Origin of the sequence: Geobacillus zalihae NBRC 101842 (assembly GCF_001544135.1) — a bacterium.
Taxonomy (GTDB): Bacteria; Bacillota; Bacilli; order Bacillales; family Anoxybacillaceae; genus Geobacillus; species Geobacillus zalihae.
The window spans coordinates 15,006-31,350 of record NZ_BCPV01000025.1 but is presented as its reverse complement, the minus strand read 5'-3'; the positions used below and the strand labels follow the sequence as shown (position 1 = coordinate 31,350).

Here is a 16,345-nt window from a genome sequence, read left to right as displayed (position 1 = left end):
TAGGATAAAGTAGACAATAGATTCTAATTCAGGAAGGTGAGGAAACATGGCGATTGTGTTGGAAGCGAAGGAACGCGCAGACAAAAAACGTTCAACATTGCACCGCATTCGTTCACAAGGCGGCATTCCAGCGATTTTGTACGGCAAAAAAGTCGAAAACAAAATGATTTTCGTCAGCACTGCAGAGCTGGAGAAAGCGCTTCGTGAGGGCGGGCGCACAAGCTTGCTGACGCTGAAAGTCGGCGGTGAGGAACATTCCGTGTTGTTGCGCGAACTGCAGCGCGACCCGTTGCGCGGTCATCTTCTTCACGCTGATTTTCAAGCGGTTGACATGTCAACGGAGGTCGATATTGATGTGGAAGTCCGCTTGGTGGGTGAAGCGCCTGGCGTGAAAGACGGCGGTGTGCTGCAGCAAAACTTGCATGAGCTGTCGATCCGCGTCTTGCCGGCGAACATCCCGCCAGTGATTGAAGTGGACATTTCCGGCCTGCAAGTGGGCGATACCGTCACCGTGGGCGATGTGAAAACGGACGGCAAATTTGAAATCAATCATGAACCTTCCGAGGTGATCGCCACGATCTTGCCGCCGCAACAAGAGGAAGAAATCGATAGCGGCGAACAGCAAGAGGTAGGACAGCCTGACGCTGCGGAAGGAAGAGAAACGACGCCAGAAGAGTGACAGACGTAACCGTTTCGGTTACGTCTTTTGTAGTATCATGCAAAGAGAGGAGCGCGAGGATTGAAGCTGTTTGTCGGGCTCGGCAATCCGGGCAAGGAGTATGAGCAAACAAGGCACAATGTCGGCTTTTTCGTCATCGACGAACTGGCGAAGCGCTGGAATGTATCGTTAAAAACCGCTAAATTTCGCGGCTTGTTTGGAACGGCGTCCGTTTCTGGCGAAAAAGTAGCATTATGCAAGCCGTTGACATATATGAATTTATCAGGAGAATGTGTTCGCCCACTTATGGATTACTACGACATTGCCATCGATGATGTCATCGTCATTTACGATGACCTCGATCTCCCGCCAGGGAAAATCCGCCTTCGCTTAAAAGGGAGTTCCGGCGGCCATAACGGCGTCAAATCGCTCATTCACCACCTTGGCACCGAGCAGTTTAAGCGCATCCGCATCGGCATCGGCCGGCCGGCCGGCGGTCAGCCGGTCACGGACTACGTGCTAGGCCGATTTACAGAAGAGGAGAAACCGGCGGTGGACAAAGCGGTGCTGCGGGCGGCCGATGCGTGTGAACAGGCGGTGAAGGCGCCATTTATTCAAGTGATGAATGATTTTAACGAGTGAATATTTTCCTCTGAACTGGTGCACAATGTGAGTACGGGAGGCGGCCGAAGCGTCGGCTTTTCCTGCCTTGTGGACGGAACAGCAGGTGCCCAGTGAGGAGGTTGGCTTGAATGGCGCTACATTACTATTGCCGCCATTGCGGTGCAAAAGTCGGAACGATTGAGCAAATGCCGATATACAGCGAGAAACTGGGATTCCACCACTTAACGGAAGAGGAACGGCTCGAGATGATTTCGTATGAACCGAACGGTGACATTCATGTGAAAACGATTTGCGAAGACTGTCAAGAGGCGTTGGCGCGAAACCCGGAATGGCATCAATACGAAAAATTCATCCATTAAGGGCGGCTTTGGGCGACCAAAGCGTTTTTGCGTTTGCGAAAGAATAGTGAGACGGAAAGAAACTGGCGTTGAGAGGAGGGAGAATAGGGGTGCTTTCGTTGCATCGCTATTTAGCTGAAAACCAAGATGTCCGTACGATCATTGAAGGGCTCCATGTCCGTTTGAAGGAACAGCTTGTCGCCGGGCTGTCCGGATCGGCCCGGTCTGTTTTTATTTCCACGCTTTACAAGGAGACAGGCCGGCCGCTGTTAGTCGTGTCTCACAATTTGTTTCAGGCGCAAAAAATGTATGACGATCTCGTTTCGTTGCTCGGGCCGGAAGACGTGTTCCTTTATTCAGTGAACGAAGTGATCGCCGCTGAGATGGCGGTCGCCAGCCCGGAGCTGAAGGCACAGCGCTTAGAGATTATGAACCATTGGGTGCAAGGCGGAAAAGGAGTCGTCGTCTGCCCGGTCGCCGGCTTGCGGCGTTTGTTGCCGCCGCCGTCGCTTTGGAAGCAGTATTTGTTCACCTTCTCCGTTGGACAAGAGTTCGATGTAGAACGTTGTAAACAGAAGTTTGTGCAAATGGGGTACAAACGGGTCGGCACCGTTTCCGCCCCCGGAGAGTTCAGCGTCCGCGGCGGCATCATCGACATTTATCCATTGACCGCTGAGCTTCCGTACCGCATCGAGCTGTTTGATACGGAAATCGAATCGATTCGGACGTTCACTCCTGACGACCAACGTTCGCAAGGGCAAATCGAGCGCATCATGATCGGGCCGGCCGATGAAATCATTCTCGATGGTGAGACGCGGCGCCGAGGAATCGAGCGGATTGAAGCGGGACTTGCGTCGAGTTTGGAGACGATGAAAGATGAGGCCGCCAAACAGCGGATGTATGAACATATTCACGCTGAGCTTGAGCAATTGCGCGAGGGGCAGGAAATCGAGCAACAATATAAATATATGTCCCTTTTTTATGAAAAGGTTGCGAGTTTGCTAGATTACCTGCCAGAAGACGGCGTGCTGCTCATGGATGAAATGAGCCGGCTGCAAGAGGCGGCGGAACGGTTGGACCGCGAAGAGGCGGAATGGTATACGAGTTTGCTTGACGGCGGGAAAATGATTCATGGCGTGCCGCTTTCGCATTCGTTTTCTGAATTATTGCAAAAACATCGATTCCAGCGGGTATACTTATCGTTGTTTTTGCGCCATGTTCCGTATGCCCACCCACAAAACGTCGTCAATATTACGTGCAAACAGATGCAAAACTTCCATGGGCAAATGGCGCTTCTTCAATCCGAAGTCGAGCGATGGACAAAGGCAAACTATGCGGTCGTGTTTTTGGCGCCAAATGCAGAGCGGGTGAAAAAGCTGCAATCATTGCTTCAAGATTATGAGATTGACGCGCTGCCGCTCGCGCGCGATGCGGCTTTGCTGCATGGCAAATGCCAGCTCCTTGAAGGAGATTTAAATACCGGGTTTGAATTGCCGTTGCAAAAAATTGCCGTCATCACAGAAGAAGAGCTGTTCAAAAAACGGGTCAAACGCCCGGTGCGCCGGCAAAAGCTGTCCAACGCCGAGCGGATCAAAAGCTACGCCGAATTGCAAGTCGGCGACTACGTCGTCCATGTCAACCATGGCATCGGGAAATATTTAGGCATCGAGACGTTAGAAATCAACGGGGTGCATAAAGACTATATTCATATCCAGTACCAAGGCGGCGATACGCTGTATGTTCCGGTCGACCAAATCGATCAAGTGCAAAAATACGTCGGCTCGGAAGGAAAAGAGCCAAAAATTTACAAACTCGGCGGTTCGGAATGGAAAAAGGTCAAAAGGAAAGTGGAATCATCCGTCCAGGATATTGCTGAAGATTTAATCAAGCTGTACGCCGAGCGTGAGGCAAGCAAAGGATATGCGTTTTCGCCGGACACCGAGATGCAGCGCGAATTTGAAGCGGCGTTTCCGTATCAAGAGACGGAAGATCAGCTTCGGTCGATTGAGGAAATTAAGCGTGATATGGAGAGCGACAAACCGATGGACCGCCTCCTTTGCGGCGATGTCGGCTACGGGAAGACGGAAGTGGCGTTGCGGGCGGCGTTTAAAGCCATTATGGACGGCAAACAAGTGGCCTTTCTTGTGCCGACGACGATCCTAGCCCAACAGCATTACGAAACGGTGCGCGAACGGTTTCAAGGGTTTCCGATCAAGGTTGGTCTGTTAAACCGATTTCGCACGAAAAAACAGCAAGCCGAGACAATCAAAGGGTTGAAGGACGGCACGATCGATATGGTCATCGGCACGCATCGGCTGCTGTCGAAAGACGTGAAGTTTAAAGATTTAGGCTTGCTCATTATCGACGAGGAGCAACGGTTTGGCGTGGCGCATAAAGAAAAAATCAAGCAGCTGAAGGCGAACATCGACGTGCTCACCTTAACGGCGACGCCGATTCCGCGTACGTTGCATATGTCGATGATCGGCGTGCGCGATTTGTCGATCATCGAGACGCCGCCTGAAAACCGATTCCCGGTGCAAACGTATGTCATGGAATATACGCCCGAACTCGTCAAAGAGGCGATTGAACGTGAGCTCGCCCGCGACGGGCAGGTGTTTTTCCTTTACAACCATATTGAAGACATCGATTTGAAAGCGGAAGAAATCGCACAGCTTGTCCCGGAAGCGCGCGTCACTTACGTGCATGGCCGCATGTCGGAAACGGAGCTCGAATCGACCATTTTGGCGTTTTTGGAAGGGCAATACGATGTGCTGGTGACGACGACGATCATTGAAACGGGCATCGATATTCCGAATGTCAACACGCTCATCGTCTATGACGCCGACCGGATGGGATTGTCGCAGCTGTACCAGCTGCGCGGGCGCGTCGGCCGCTCCAACCGCGTCGCTTATGCGTATTTCACCTATCGGAAAGATAAAGTGCTCAATGAAGCGGCAGAAAAGCGGCTGCAAGCCATTAAAGAGTTTACCGAGCTCGGCTCTGGTTTTAAAATTGCCATGCGCGATTTGTCGATCCGCGGCGCGGGCAACATTCTCGGCGCCGAACAGCATGGCTTTATCGACTCGGTCGGATTCGATTTGTATTCGCAAATGTTGAAAGAAGCGATCGAGAAACGGCGCGGCATCAAGCGAGAAGACGAGCAGCCGGATGTCGTCATCGATGTCGAAGTCGACGCCTATATTCCGAGCACATACATTGCAGACGAATTGCAAAAGATCGAGATGTACAAGCGATTTAAGGCAGTGGAGACGCTCGAAGACATTGAGGAGCTGCGTGAGGAAATGGTCGACCGCTTCGGCGATTATCCAGATGAAGTTGCGTATTTGTTCCAAATTGCGGAGTTGAAGGTGTTGGCCAAGCAGCTTGGCGTCGAATCGATGAAGCAACATAAGCAGCAAATTGACATCTTGTTTACTGAACCGGCATCGAAAACGGTGGAAATCCAGCGTCTATCTGACATTGGACGCCGGCATGGCCGCTTATTCGGGTTTGGCATGGACGGAGCGAAGTTGAAAATTGTGCTCTATATCAAGGAAATGAAGCCGCACGAGTGGCTGATGATTTTAGAAGAGACGCTGCGGCGGCTGTCTGGGGTGGAAAAAGAGAAGTCGGTGACGGCATAATCAAGAAAAAGTTTTATGATGTTTATCGTTTCCTGCATGTGGCGATAATGAAGGATGGGCAATTTTATCTAAAATGGCCAAAATCACTTTCATCACGTATAGAACGTGGATTGTGAAGGATACTAATGACAACAATGGTGAATTCCCCATTGCAAGGGTTCATCGGAGTATCCTTCAAATCCTAGATGAAAGTGAGGGTATACAAGGCATGAAAGCAACCGGTATTGTTCGTCGCATTGATGATTTAGGGAGAGTTGTTATTCCGAAGGAAATTCGCAGAACGTTGCGCATTCGCGAAGGAGATCCGCTCGAAATATTTGTTGACCGCGATGGAGAAGTCATTTTGAAAAAATATTCGCCGATCAGTGAATTAGGCGACTTTGCCAAAGAGTACGCCGAAGCGCTGTTTGACAGCCTCGGCCAGCCTGTGCTCATTTGCGACCGCGATGTATACATCGCTGTCGCCGGCGTTTCGAAAAAAGAGTATATGAACAAAAGCGTCAGCCCGTTGGTGGAAAAAGCCATGGAAGACCGCAATTCCATCCTCCATACGGAGGAAGGGGAAGTCGAGCTCGTTGACGGGATGACGGAAACGTTGAAATCGTATACGATCGGCCCGATTGTCGCCAACGGCGATCCGATCGGAGCCGTCATCATTTTATCGCGGGAGAAAACGCTTGGTGAAGTGGAGCATAAAGCAGTAGAAACAGCCGCCAGCTTTTTGGCTCGACAAATGGAACAATAGGCGAAACAACAAGGCAGCTTCACAGGCTGCCTTTTTTTCCGCCCGGCAAATGGGGGCGAGATGCCTTGAATCCCGGAATCGCTTCCACATCCTGCTTTTTTCGTCCGCCTGGCTTGCGGAACAGCGCATGAAGCCGTGCGAGTTGACCATCACCTTTGTCCAACAGGCGGAAGTTGCGCTATAATATCGAGCGTAGCCATCATGGCGCTTGGCGGCTTCTATTGCCCTCCGGCGTCTAGGTTTGAGTGGGTTGTCTATGCGAGGGGAGAAACTGGATGGGAAACGTATGGAAAGGGGCGGCGATCTTAACGGCCGCCGCTTTGGCCGCAAAACTATTAAGCGCTTTGTACCGTGTTCCGTATCAAAATATGGTCGGGGACATTGGTTTTTATATTTACCAACAAGTATACCCGATTTATGGCATCGTCGTCGCACTCTCGCTGACCGGCTACCCGGTTGCCGTCTCGAAGCTTGTCGCCGAGCGGTTGGCGGGACAGGATGAAGCGGGCGCTGCCGCTAGTGTGCGCGTCGCCTTGTTGGTGTTAAGCGTCCTTGGCGTCATCCTGTTTGCTTCGCTGTATCTAGGGGCGGGGGTGATTGCCTCGGCGATGGGCGATGGACGGCTTACGCCGCTCGTGCGCTTGCTTTCATTTTCGTTTTTGCTGTTTCCGCCCATCGCGTTGTTGCGTGGCTATTTCCAAGGGCGGCATGATATGACGCCGACGGCGGCGTCCCAAGTTGGCGAGCAATTCGTGCGGGTGGCGGCGATTTTAGGGCTGTCGTATGGAGCGGTGCAGCGCGGCGCCGACGTCTATGCTTGCGGCATGGCAGCGGTCGCAGGGACGCTAATAGGCATGGCGGCGGCGCTTTTCATTTTGCTTTTCTTCCTGTCCCGGCGTCGGCGCCTAAAAACGTCGGGCCGCACGCCGCCAGCTTGGGATCGACAGGTGGGCCGGCGTTTATTGACGGCGGGGACGGTCATTTGCTTGACGAATATGGCGTTGACGCTGATTCCACTCGTCGATTCATTTTTATTCGTTCCGCTTCTACAGGAAGCGGGGGCAAGGCTCGATGAGGTGCAGCGGCTAAAAGGAGTGTACGACCGCGGTCAGCCGCTCATTCAGCTCGGCACGGTCGTCGGCACGTCGTTTTCATTGGCGCTTGTTCCACTTCTTTCCGGAGCGCGCCGCCAAGGTGCCGTTTTCGCCTATGGAGCGCTGTCCATCCGGCTTGCCGTTGTCATTGGGCTTGGTGCTTCGTTAGGGCTCATTTGCCTCATTCGACCGATCAATGCGATGTTGTTCGAGAATGACTACGGTTCGTCGGTTCTCGCCGTCTTGTCCTCCTCTGTCTTTTTTACTACGATCGCGTTGACCGCCTCTGCATTATTGCAAGGAATGGGGAGGGAATGGACGGCCGCTGCCGGCGTGGCGTTGGCAGTGGCGGGGAAGGCCGCGCTTATGCATTGGCTTGCTCCGCGGTTTGGAGCGCTTGGCGCCGCCGCGGCGACGACGGGTGCTTATGCGCTCATGGCAGGCTTTTTATGCGCCTTTTTGCCGCGTGAATATCGGACGGCGGGCCGGAAATACATGTACCCAACCGTGAAAGCGGCCGCTATGATGGCCGTCGTCTTGCATGGGTATAGGTGGCTGATGGACAGCTCGAGCGAGGGGCGGCTATGGGCGGCTGCCGAGGCGCTTGGCGGCGTTGCCATCGGTGCTGTCGTTTACCTTGCGTGTATTGTGAAAGGACATGTTTTTTCTGAACAGGAGTTGGCAGCTTTCCCATTGGCTAATAAATTCCGTCTACGATTAGGAGGCAGGTGATCGGCGATGAATACGATTTATGTGTTCGGCCTCGGCGCCGGAGATGTAAAACAGCTGCCGATCGGTGTGTACCGAAAGCTAAAGCGGGCGCATCCGCTCTTTTTGCGGACGAAAGAACACCCGGTGGTCAAATGGCTTACGGAGGAAGGGATTGCGTTTACGTCATTTGATGAAGTGTATGAAAAACACGAGCAGTTTGCTGATGTGTACGCTGACATCGTCGATCAATTGACGGAACAGGCGAAGCGCGGCGATGTGTTTTACGCTGTTCCCGGCCATCCGCTTGTTGCCGAGCGGACGGTGCAGCTTCTTTTCGAAGCTGAGCGGCGCGGCGTCTGCCGAATCGTGATCGAAGGTGGTCAAAGCTTTTTGGATGCGCTGTTTACGGCGGTGCGCATCGATCCAATTGAAGGGTTTCAATTGCTTGATGCGACGACTTTTCGAGGAGAAGAATGGTCGCCTTCACTGCATGCTGTTTTTTGTCAAGTGTACGATTCGTTTGTGGCCTCGAACGTGAAGCTTTCTTTGATGGAGCAGCTTCCCGACGATTACCCGATCTACATTGTCACCGCGGCAGGCACGAAGGACGAGCAAGTAAAGCGCGTGCCGCTTTATGAGTTGGACCGCGAGACGGAGCTTGACAACTTGACAAGCGTCTACGTGCCGCCGGTGAAGGACGAGCCGTTGCTTTACCACCGGTTTGAGACGCTGCGCCGCGTCATCGCCACGCTGAGAGGGCCGAACGGCTGTCCATGGGATCGGAAGCAGACGCATGCGTCGCTGAAGCGCTATTTGCTTGAGGAGGCGTATGAGCTGCTCGAGGCGATTGACGAGGGTGACGATGATCATATGGTCGAGGAGCTCGGCGACGTATTGCTGCAAGTGATGCTCCATGCGCAAATCGGCGCCGACCGAGGGTTGTTTTCGATCGACGACGTCATCCGCACGCTGACGGCGAAAATGATCCGACGCCACCCGCATGTGTTTGGCGATGTCACGGCCGAGACGGCCGAACAAGTCGTTGCCAACTGGGAGAAGATCAAGGAGAAAGAAAAAGGGGGCGGGCTTTCGGAATCGATTCTTGCCGACATTCCGAAAAGTCTGCCGGGGACGATGCGGGCGTACGAGCTGCAGAAACGAGCGGCGAAAGTCGGGTTTGACTGGGATGATGCCGCGCCGATATGGCAAAAAGTCGAAGAAGAAATGGCCGAGTTTCGAGCCGAAACGTCCGGCGGCCGTCGCGATCGGCTTGTCGGCGAGTTTGGCGATCTATTGTTCGCGCTCATCAACCTTGCCCGTTATTACGGGATTCAACCAGAAGAAGCGTTGCAAATGGCCAACGACAAATTTGCCCGCCGTTTCGCTTATATCGAGGAACAAGTGCGAAAAAGCGGCCGATCGATCACCTCGTTTTCGCTTGCCGAACTCGATCGTTTTTGGGAAGAAGCCAAAGAAAACGAACGGTAAGGGGGATCATGCAATGCGCCTTGATAAATTTTTAAAAGTGTCCCGCCTCATCAAACGCCGCACGTTGGCGAAGGAAATCGCCGATCAAGGGAGAGTGTGGATCAACGGCCATGTCGCCAAAGCGAGCTCTGATGTGAAAGTCGGCGATGAATTGACGATTCAATTTGGGCAAAAGCGGGTAACGGTAAAAGTGACGGATCTAAAAGAAACAACGAAAAAAGAGGAGGCAACCGGGCTGTACGAATTGATCCGCGAAGAACGGACCACCCCGGCGCCGGAACAAGACGACGTCTAATTTGTCCTGCAGGCTTGTTCTAAACCATCCCCCGCTGACATACATATGGTACAAACAACGGATGAGAAAAGGCGGTTGGCCTTGCCGGCTTTCTATACTAAATGGAAATGCGGGGGATGAACATGAGTCGACACGATGAATTTGGCGGAAGCACGAACAAAGGTCCGGTCCAGGAACATGATGTGATCATGCGCGGCCGGCGCCTTCTTGACATCACCGGGGTGAAACAAGTCGAGAGCTTTGACAACGAGGAGTTTTTGCTTGAGACGGTCATGGGCTTTTTGGCCATCCGCGGGCAAAACTTGCAGATGAAAAACTTAGATGTCGACAAAGGCGTTGTTTCGATTAAAGGGCGCATTTTCGACCTCGTTTATTTAGATGACCATCAGGAGAAGGCTAAAGGATTCTTTAGCAAGTTGTTCAAATGAATGTCAGCATACAGCTGTACACCATGCTGGCGATGATTGGCATGGGCGGCTGGCTTGGCCTGGCGTGGGATACGTACAGTCGGATGTTGAAACGGCATGAGCGGGCGCACTGGCTCGTCTTTGTGAATGACGTGCTGTTTTGGGCGGTGCAGGCGCTCATCGTGTTTTATGTGCTTCTTTTCGTCAATGAAGGCGAGCTTCGCTTTTATTTGTTTCTCGCGCTTTTATGCGGATATGCCGCTTATCAAAGCTTGCTCCGCTCCTTTTATGTTCGGGTGCTCGAGTGGTTCATTGGGCTTGCGGTAAGACTCGGACAGACGCTCGTTCAGCTGTTCCGCCTCATGGTCATGCGCCCGCTCATCCTCCTTGGGCAAATGGCGCTGGCACTTCTATTGTTCGCTTGGCGGCTTTTGTTGTGGATCGTTCGGTTTGTGCTGCTGGCTGTTTGGAAGATGATCCGCCTTTTGCTTGCTCCGCTGCGTTGGACGGGCATCATGATTTGGCGGCGGGTGCCGCCGCAAAGACGAGCCGGGGTGGAAAAATTTTTTCGACGTTTAAAAGGATTTGCTGGACAAATCAAGAATACAAAAGAGAAAATAAGCATGTGGTTTGCGAAATGGCGCGAGTAAAAGAGGTGTAAACGCGATGAACGTGCCCCGGAGAACGAATGTGACGAAGCTGTCGTCGACGTACATAGCTGAGCATGAGGAGAAAAAGCAGAAGGCGGCGAGAAGACGGCGGGCTGTCGCTGTCCGTTTGGTTGTCTGGTCGTTGTTGTTTGCGATGTTCGCCTCCGCTCTTGTCTACACCTTGCACTCGCAAGCGAAGGCGATCGATGCAAAAACGGCGGAACAGCAAAAGCTGAAAGAGCAGCTTGCGGAGCTTAAACGGAAGGAAAAGCAACTGAAAGAGGAAATGAAAAAGTTGCATGATGATGACTATATCGCCGAGCTGGCGCGGAAAAAATATTACTTATCGAAAGATGGAGAAATTATTTTCGTCTTGCCGGAAAAATAATTTTGCCTGCGAATGCCCGTTTTCTATGGGCATTCGTCATATTGACACGCATTTTTTTCATTCGCTATAATAAAAAAAAACACCATCTTTAAAGCGTTTTAAGGAGGAGCACTTTTTTTATGTCGATTGAAGTAGGCAGCAAGTTACAAGGCAAGGTCACGGGCATTACGAAATTTGGGGCGTTTGTGGAGCTGCCGGAGGGGGTCACAGGACTCGTTCACATTAGCGAGGTAGCCGATAACTATGTCAAAGACATCAACGATCATCTGAAAGTCGGCGATATGGTGTATGTCAAAGTCATCAACGTCGGTCAAGATGGAAAAATTGGCCTGTCCATTCGCAAAGCAAAAGACACGCCTTCTTCGCAGCGGCCGCGCCATCGGACAAACGACCGCTCCGCGGCGGACAGCTTAGAACAAAAAATCAGCCGATTCTTAAAAGAGAGTGAAGACCGATTGGCATCGTTGCGCCGTCATACGGAGTCGAAGCGGGGAGGTCGTGGAGCGAGACGAGGGTAACTTGCTGCTGAAAGATTGTTTGAAGGATGACAAATTAGGAAACAAGCATCCGTCGCTATGGATGCTTTTTTGTTTCTGTATGGAATAAGAGGATATATTTCCCCTCTGCATTTTCCGCCTATATGTATTGACAATCGTCATCTCCTCCGTTATGATATAAACTGTTGTCACACGGCGGTGTAGCTCAGCTGGCTAGAGCGTACGGTTCATACCCGTGAGGTCGGGGGTTCGATCCCCTCCACCGCCACCAACAATCAAACATGGCCCGTTGGTCAAGTGGTTAAGACACCGCCCTTTCACGGCGGTAACACGGGTTCGAATCCCGTACGGGTCATCGCAAACGAGCATGCGCCATCAAGCGACATGCTCGTTTTTCTTTTTTGTCTCTTTCTGTCGGAACAAGCCTGTTGACCGCGTTTTGCCGTGGAAAACGTCGAACGATTTTTTATTTTTCTCTGTGGTTTTGACAAATTTCTGACAATTCAAGCTATATAATAGGGGGTAATAGAAAGGTAAAGGAGAGGATCGGGAATGGAAAGAGTAGAAAGAGGGACGGTGCGCCGCAGCATTTCGGAAGTGCCGATTCATGACACGCAAGCAACGGTGTCGCGCTGGATGCGCCATGTGAAGCTGCGCCTTGGTCATCTGTTCATCCATCAAGGCTTTTTGCTTCTTCTTGTCGGCTTTTTGCTTGGACGAGCGTTGATTTTATCGAAGCTGACCCCGTTCGCTTTGCCATTTTTCGTTTCGGTCTATATGCTGCGCCGCGACAAGGCCGCTTTTGCGTTGATCTCGCTGTTGGCCGGTGCTTTGACGCTGTCGCTTGATGTGGCGCTGTTTGTCGGCATTTCCATTTTTGGTTTTCTCTTTATTTACGGATGGGTGCGGAGGGTGATCAGTGAGTCACTGAAAATCGTTCCATTTGTTGTGTTTGTGCTGTCTCTTTCCGCCAAATGGCTGATCTCCTATTATTGGCTCGGAGAGCGATCGGTCTACGGCGCCGCCATGGCGGTCGTCGAAGCCGGGCTGTCGCTTGTATTGACCTTGATTTTTATGCAAAGCATCCCGTTGTTGACAGTGCAGAAGCATAAACATGCGTTGCGAGCGGAAGAGATCATTTCGTTGATCATTTTGCTCGCCTCGATGTTGACCGGGATGATCGGTTGGGCTGTGTACGGTTTGTCGCTTGAGCATGTGATGTCGCGCTACCTCGTTTTGTTGTTCGCGTTTGTCGCCGGGGCGGCGACCGGCTCCACCGTCGGCGTTGTCACCGGGCTTGTACTGAGCTTGGCAAATGTCGGCAACTTGTCGGAAATGAGTTTGCTTGCTTTCGCCGGGCTGCTTGGCGGGTTGCTGAGGGAAGGGAAAAAACTTGGGGTGGCGTTCGGCCTCCTCGTCGCGACGTTGTTGCTTGGTTTATACGGCGAAGGGAAGAGTGAGCTTGTGCCGACGTTGCTTGAATCCGGCATCGCAATTATGCTGTTTTTTGGTACATCCCGTTCACTGACGGAGAAAATCGCCAAATACATTCCCGGCACGGCAGAATATATCAATGAGCAACAACAATACGTCCGGAAAATCCGCGATATGACGGTGCAACGCGTCTCGCAGTTTTCCAACGTCTTTCAGGCGCTGGCGGAAAGCTTTTCGCCCGAACCGCTTCCGGATGCCAATGAATACAGCGACCGTGAAGTCGACTATTTTTTGAGCGACATCACGGAAAAAACGTGCCAAACGTGCTTTAAGAAGACGCAATGCTGGGCGGACAACTTTCGTACAACCTATGCGTACATGAAGCAAATGATGGGCGAGGCGGACGAAAAAACATTGTCGCAAAACCATCAGTTGCTGCGCGAGTGGGAGCGGTATTGCGTCAAGGCCGGCAAAGTCGTCGACGCGATTGAAAAAGAGATGGTTGCTTATCAAGCAAACCGCAAGCTCAAACGGCAAATCCACGAAAGCCGGAAGCTTGTCGCTGAACAGCTGTTGGGCGTTTCGCAAGTGATGGACGATTTCGCCAAAGAAATGCAGAAAGAACAGGAAAACCATTATTTGCAGGAAGAACAAATTTACCATGCGCTGCAAGAGTTTGGCATCGAAGTGGGCCATGTCGACATTTACAGTTTGGAAAAAGGAAATATCGATATTGAAATGAGCATTCCTTACTGCGAAGGGCGGGGTGAGTGCGAAAAACTGATCGCGCCGATGCTGTCAGATATTTTAGGAGAGACGATCGTCGTCAAGCGCGAAGAGTGCGCCGCCTACCCGAACGGCTACTGCCGCGTCGCCTTCGGCTCGACGAAAGCGTTCGTCGTCGAAACGGGCGTCGCGTTTGCCGCCAAAGGAGGGGGGTTCATTTCTGGCGACAGTTATGCAACGATTGAACTTGCTACCGGCAAGTACGCCGTTGCCATCAGCGATGGCATGGGCAATGGGGAGCGGGCGCATGACGAAAGCCGCGAGACGCTGCGCCTGTTGCAAAAGATTTTGCAGACGGGAATGGACGAGTCGATTGCCATCAAATCGATCAATTCGATTTTGGCATTGCGGACGACAGAAGACATGTATGCGACGCTCGATTTGGCCATCATCGACTTGCAAAACGCGGCGACGAAGTTTTTGAAAATCGGATCGACGCCAAGCTTTATTAAGCGCGGTGACAAGGTGATGAAAGTGGAAGCGAGCAACTTGCCGATGGGCATCATTAAAGAAGTGGAATTTGACGTTGTCACCGAGCAGCTGAAATCGGGCGACTTGCTCATTATGATGAGCGATGGTGTGTTTGAAGGGCCGATGAACGTCGAAAACCATGATGTTTGGATGAAGCGGAAAATTCAAGAATTAAAGACGAACGACCCGCAGGAAGTCGCCGATTTGATCATGGAAGAAGTGATTCGCCAATGCGGCGGCGAGATTGAAGACGATATGACCGTCGTTGTCGCCAAAGTTCGGCACAATACGCCGAAATGGGCGACGATTCCGGCATACATGTATATGAAAAAGGCGCAATAGCTAGCGTATAAAAACGTTCCCCTGCGGCGATGATGGTAATACATTCGCCAAGGAGGGGAACGAACGTGCGAAAGGGAACGTTGCGGCAAATTTTGCTCATTACCGATGGCTGCTCCAACCATGGTGAGGACCCAGCCGCCATGGCGGCGCTAGCCCGTGAGCAAGGCATTACGGTGAACGTGATCGGCATCTTGGATCAAGGTGCGATGGATGAAAACGGACGGCGGGAAATTGAAGCGATCGCCGCGGCTGGCGGCGGGATGAGCCAAGTCGTGTACGCGAAACAGCTGTCGCAAACCGTGCAAATGGTGACGCGCCAAGCGATGACTCAGACGTTGCAAGGGCTCGTCAATCGCGAGTTGAAACAAATCTTTGGTTCTGACGTTTCGCTTGAGGACTTGCCGCCGGACAAGCGCGGCCAAGTGATGGAAGTCGTCGATGAACTCGGGGAAACGGTTGCCCTTGATGTGCTCATTTTGATCGATACGAGCGGGAGCATGAAAACAAAACTGCCGACCGTCAAAGAGGCGCTCATCGATTTATCGCTCAGCTTAAATGCGCGCATGGGCGAAAACCGCTTTTCGGTGTTCATCTTCCCGGGAAAACGGGCGCACGCCGAAAAAATGATCGACTGGACGCCAAGGATTGAAGAGTTGTCCACCATCTTTCCGAAATTGGCGTCGGGCGGGCTGACGCCGACCGGACCGGCGCTGCGTGAGGCAATCGCCTATTTTGAGCGTAAACGGTCGTTAAGGAGCTGGATCGGCGATGGCGATGAGCCATACATCGAAGAATCGTCTTTGTAATTTGCCGCCTGGTACGGTCATCACTGGGAAATGGCATGGCCGTTCCTACCGGCTGCTGCGGCGGCTTGGCAGCGGGGCGAACGGCGTCGTCTATTTGGCGGAGAACGGCCGGACTCGCGTCGCCGTCAAGTTGAGCGATGACTATGCGTCATTGGCATCGGAAATGAATATATTGCGCCGTTTTGCTAAGGTCCAGGGAGCCGCCCTCGGGCCTTCTTTGCTGGAAGCCGATGACTGGCAAAGCCCGTTTGCGCGGGAGACGATCCCGTTTTATGTGATGGAGTATATTGAAGGGGAGAATTTCGCTGCTTTCATCCGCCGCCGTGGAAAAGAATGGGCGCCCGTGCTTATGATGCAGCTGTTGTCGGTGCTTGATCGGCTTCATCAAGAAGGATGGGTATTTGGGGATTTAAAGCCGGATAATTTGATCGTTACCGGGTCGCCGCCGTCGGTTCGGTTGCTTGATGTGGGCGGGACGACGCTGCAAGGAAGGGCGGTAAAAGAGTTTACTGAGCTGTATGACCGCGGCTATTGGGGGCTTGGATCGCGCAAAGCGGAGCCATCTTACGACTTGTTTGCGGCGGCGATGGTGATGATTTCTTCTTGCTGCCCGGGGCCGATTGAGAAAAAGGGTGACGGTCGGGCGCAGCTGTTGTCCATCATCGAAACGGACCGCTTTTTAACCCGATACAAGGAGGTGCTGCAAAAGGCGCTTGACGGCCGATATCGAAAGGCGGCCGATATGCGTCGCGACTTATTGGCCGCCTCTTCCCGCCATACATCGGCGGAAAACGAAAGAAAGGCAGTGCCAAGCCGTCGGTCGGGGCGGCAGGTGAAACGGCGCCGCCAAGCGAGAGGGATTGTCGAAACGGTGGTCATCGCCGCCGCATTGCTGGGCGCCTATGCCTTTTATATATATTGGCAGCTGGCGATGTAATTGTTTTGAGAAAACAGGGCGGACGTGTTA

At 52.5% G+C, this 16,345-nt stretch carries 15 protein-coding genes and 2 tRNA genes; all 17 read left to right on the top strand.

The window, feature by feature from the left end:
• Nucleotides 1-46 precede the first annotated feature (46 nt).
• The 17 genes from GZ1_RS08750 (at nucleotide 47) to prkT (ending at nucleotide 16,315) form a co-directional block, all read left to right on the top strand.
• Nucleotides 47-679 carry a 50S ribosomal protein L25/general stress protein Ctc gene (locus GZ1_RS08750; RefSeq protein ID WP_020754006.1) on the top strand — a complete coding sequence of 211 codons (633 nt, stop codon included), beginning with the start codon at nucleotides 47-49 and terminating at the stop codon, nucleotides 677-679.
• Nucleotides 680-739: 60 nt separating this feature from the next.
• Nucleotides 740-1,300, top strand: coding sequence for an aminoacyl-tRNA hydrolase (gene pth / locus GZ1_RS08745; protein ID WP_011229561.1), 561 nt, complete (start codon nucleotides 740-742; stop codon nucleotides 1,298-1,300).
• A 110-nt stretch (nucleotides 1,301-1,410) separates the two neighbouring features.
• Nucleotides 1,411-1,641, top strand: a complete 231-nt coding sequence (gene fin / locus GZ1_RS08740) for an anti-sigma-F factor Fin (RefSeq protein WP_011229562.1) — start codon at nucleotides 1,411-1,413, stop codon at nucleotides 1,639-1,641.
• Between the two features lie 89 nt (nucleotides 1,642-1,730).
• A complete protein-coding gene (mfd, locus tag GZ1_RS08735; protein ID WP_060788331.1) occupies nucleotides 1,731-5,264 on the top strand; it encodes a transcription-repair coupling factor in 3,534 nt (1,177 codons plus the stop codon).
• Nucleotides 5,265-5,472: 208 nt separating this feature from the next.
• Nucleotides 5,473-6,009 (top strand): stage V sporulation protein T, encoded by a 537-nt coding sequence (spoVT, locus tag GZ1_RS08730; RefSeq protein WP_011229564.1) that lies wholly within the window; start codon nucleotides 5,473-5,475, stop codon nucleotides 6,007-6,009.
• Between the two features lie 275 nt (nucleotides 6,010-6,284).
• A complete protein-coding gene (locus GZ1_RS08725; RefSeq protein ID WP_015373705.1) occupies nucleotides 6,285-7,835 on the top strand; it encodes a putative polysaccharide biosynthesis protein in 1,551 nt (516 codons plus the stop codon).
• Nucleotides 7,836-7,841: 6 nt separating this feature from the next.
• Nucleotides 7,842-9,302 carry a bifunctional methyltransferase/pyrophosphohydrolase YabN gene (yabN, locus tag GZ1_RS08720; RefSeq protein ID WP_011229566.1) on the top strand — a complete coding sequence of 487 codons (1,461 nt, stop codon included), beginning with the start codon at nucleotides 7,842-7,844 and terminating at the stop codon, nucleotides 9,300-9,302.
• 13 nt (nucleotides 9,303-9,315) lie between these two features.
• Nucleotides 9,316-9,597 carry an RNA-binding S4 domain-containing protein gene (locus GZ1_RS08715; protein ID WP_012820451.1) on the top strand — a complete coding sequence of 94 codons (282 nt, stop codon included), beginning with the start codon at nucleotides 9,316-9,318 and terminating at the stop codon, nucleotides 9,595-9,597.
• 122 nt (nucleotides 9,598-9,719) lie between these two features.
• Nucleotides 9,720-10,025 carry a sporulation protein YabP gene (yabP, locus tag GZ1_RS08710; protein ID WP_012820452.1) on the top strand — a complete coding sequence of 102 codons (306 nt, stop codon included), beginning with the start codon at nucleotides 9,720-9,722 and terminating at the stop codon, nucleotides 10,023-10,025.
• Nucleotides 10,022-10,654 carry a spore cortex biosynthesis protein YabQ gene (gene yabQ / locus GZ1_RS08705; protein WP_012820453.1) on the top strand — a complete coding sequence of 211 codons (633 nt, stop codon included), beginning with the start codon at nucleotides 10,022-10,024 and terminating at the stop codon, nucleotides 10,652-10,654. The genes yabP and yabQ overlap by 4 nt, the downstream gene beginning before the upstream one ends.
• Before the next feature lie 16 nt (nucleotides 10,655-10,670).
• Nucleotides 10,671-11,042 (top strand): FtsB family cell division protein, encoded by a 372-nt coding sequence (locus tag GZ1_RS08700; RefSeq protein ID WP_012820454.1) that lies wholly within the window; start codon nucleotides 10,671-10,673, stop codon nucleotides 11,040-11,042.
• Between the two features lie 119 nt (nucleotides 11,043-11,161).
• Complete coding sequence (locus GZ1_RS08695) at nucleotides 11,162-11,560, top strand: S1 domain-containing RNA-binding protein (protein WP_011229571.1); 399 nt, start codon at nucleotides 11,162-11,164, stop codon at nucleotides 11,558-11,560.
• A gap of 173 nt (nucleotides 11,561-11,733) precedes the next feature.
• Nucleotides 11,734-11,810, top strand: a tRNA-Met gene (locus GZ1_RS08690).
• 12 nt (nucleotides 11,811-11,822) lie between these two features.
• Nucleotides 11,823-11,894: transfer RNA gene (locus GZ1_RS08685), tRNA-Glu, on the top strand.
• A 197-nt stretch (nucleotides 11,895-12,091) separates the two neighbouring features.
• A complete protein-coding gene (gene spoIIE, locus GZ1_RS08680) occupies nucleotides 12,092-14,572 on the top strand; it encodes a stage II sporulation protein E (RefSeq protein WP_012820456.1) in 2,481 nt (826 codons plus the stop codon).
• A 29-nt stretch (nucleotides 14,573-14,601) separates the two neighbouring features.
• Complete coding sequence (locus GZ1_RS08675; protein ID WP_020754013.1) at nucleotides 14,602-15,378, top strand: vWA domain-containing protein; 777 nt, start codon at nucleotides 14,602-14,604, stop codon at nucleotides 15,376-15,378.
• The gene (prkT, locus tag GZ1_RS08670; protein WP_015373707.1) at nucleotides 15,341-16,315 is read left to right on the top strand and encodes a serine/threonine protein kinase PrkT; all 975 of its coding nucleotides are present in this window, start codon (nucleotides 15,341-15,343) and stop codon (nucleotides 16,313-16,315) included. The genes GZ1_RS08675 and prkT overlap by 38 nt, the downstream gene beginning before the upstream one ends.
• Nucleotides 16,316-16,345 lie beyond the last annotated feature (30 nt).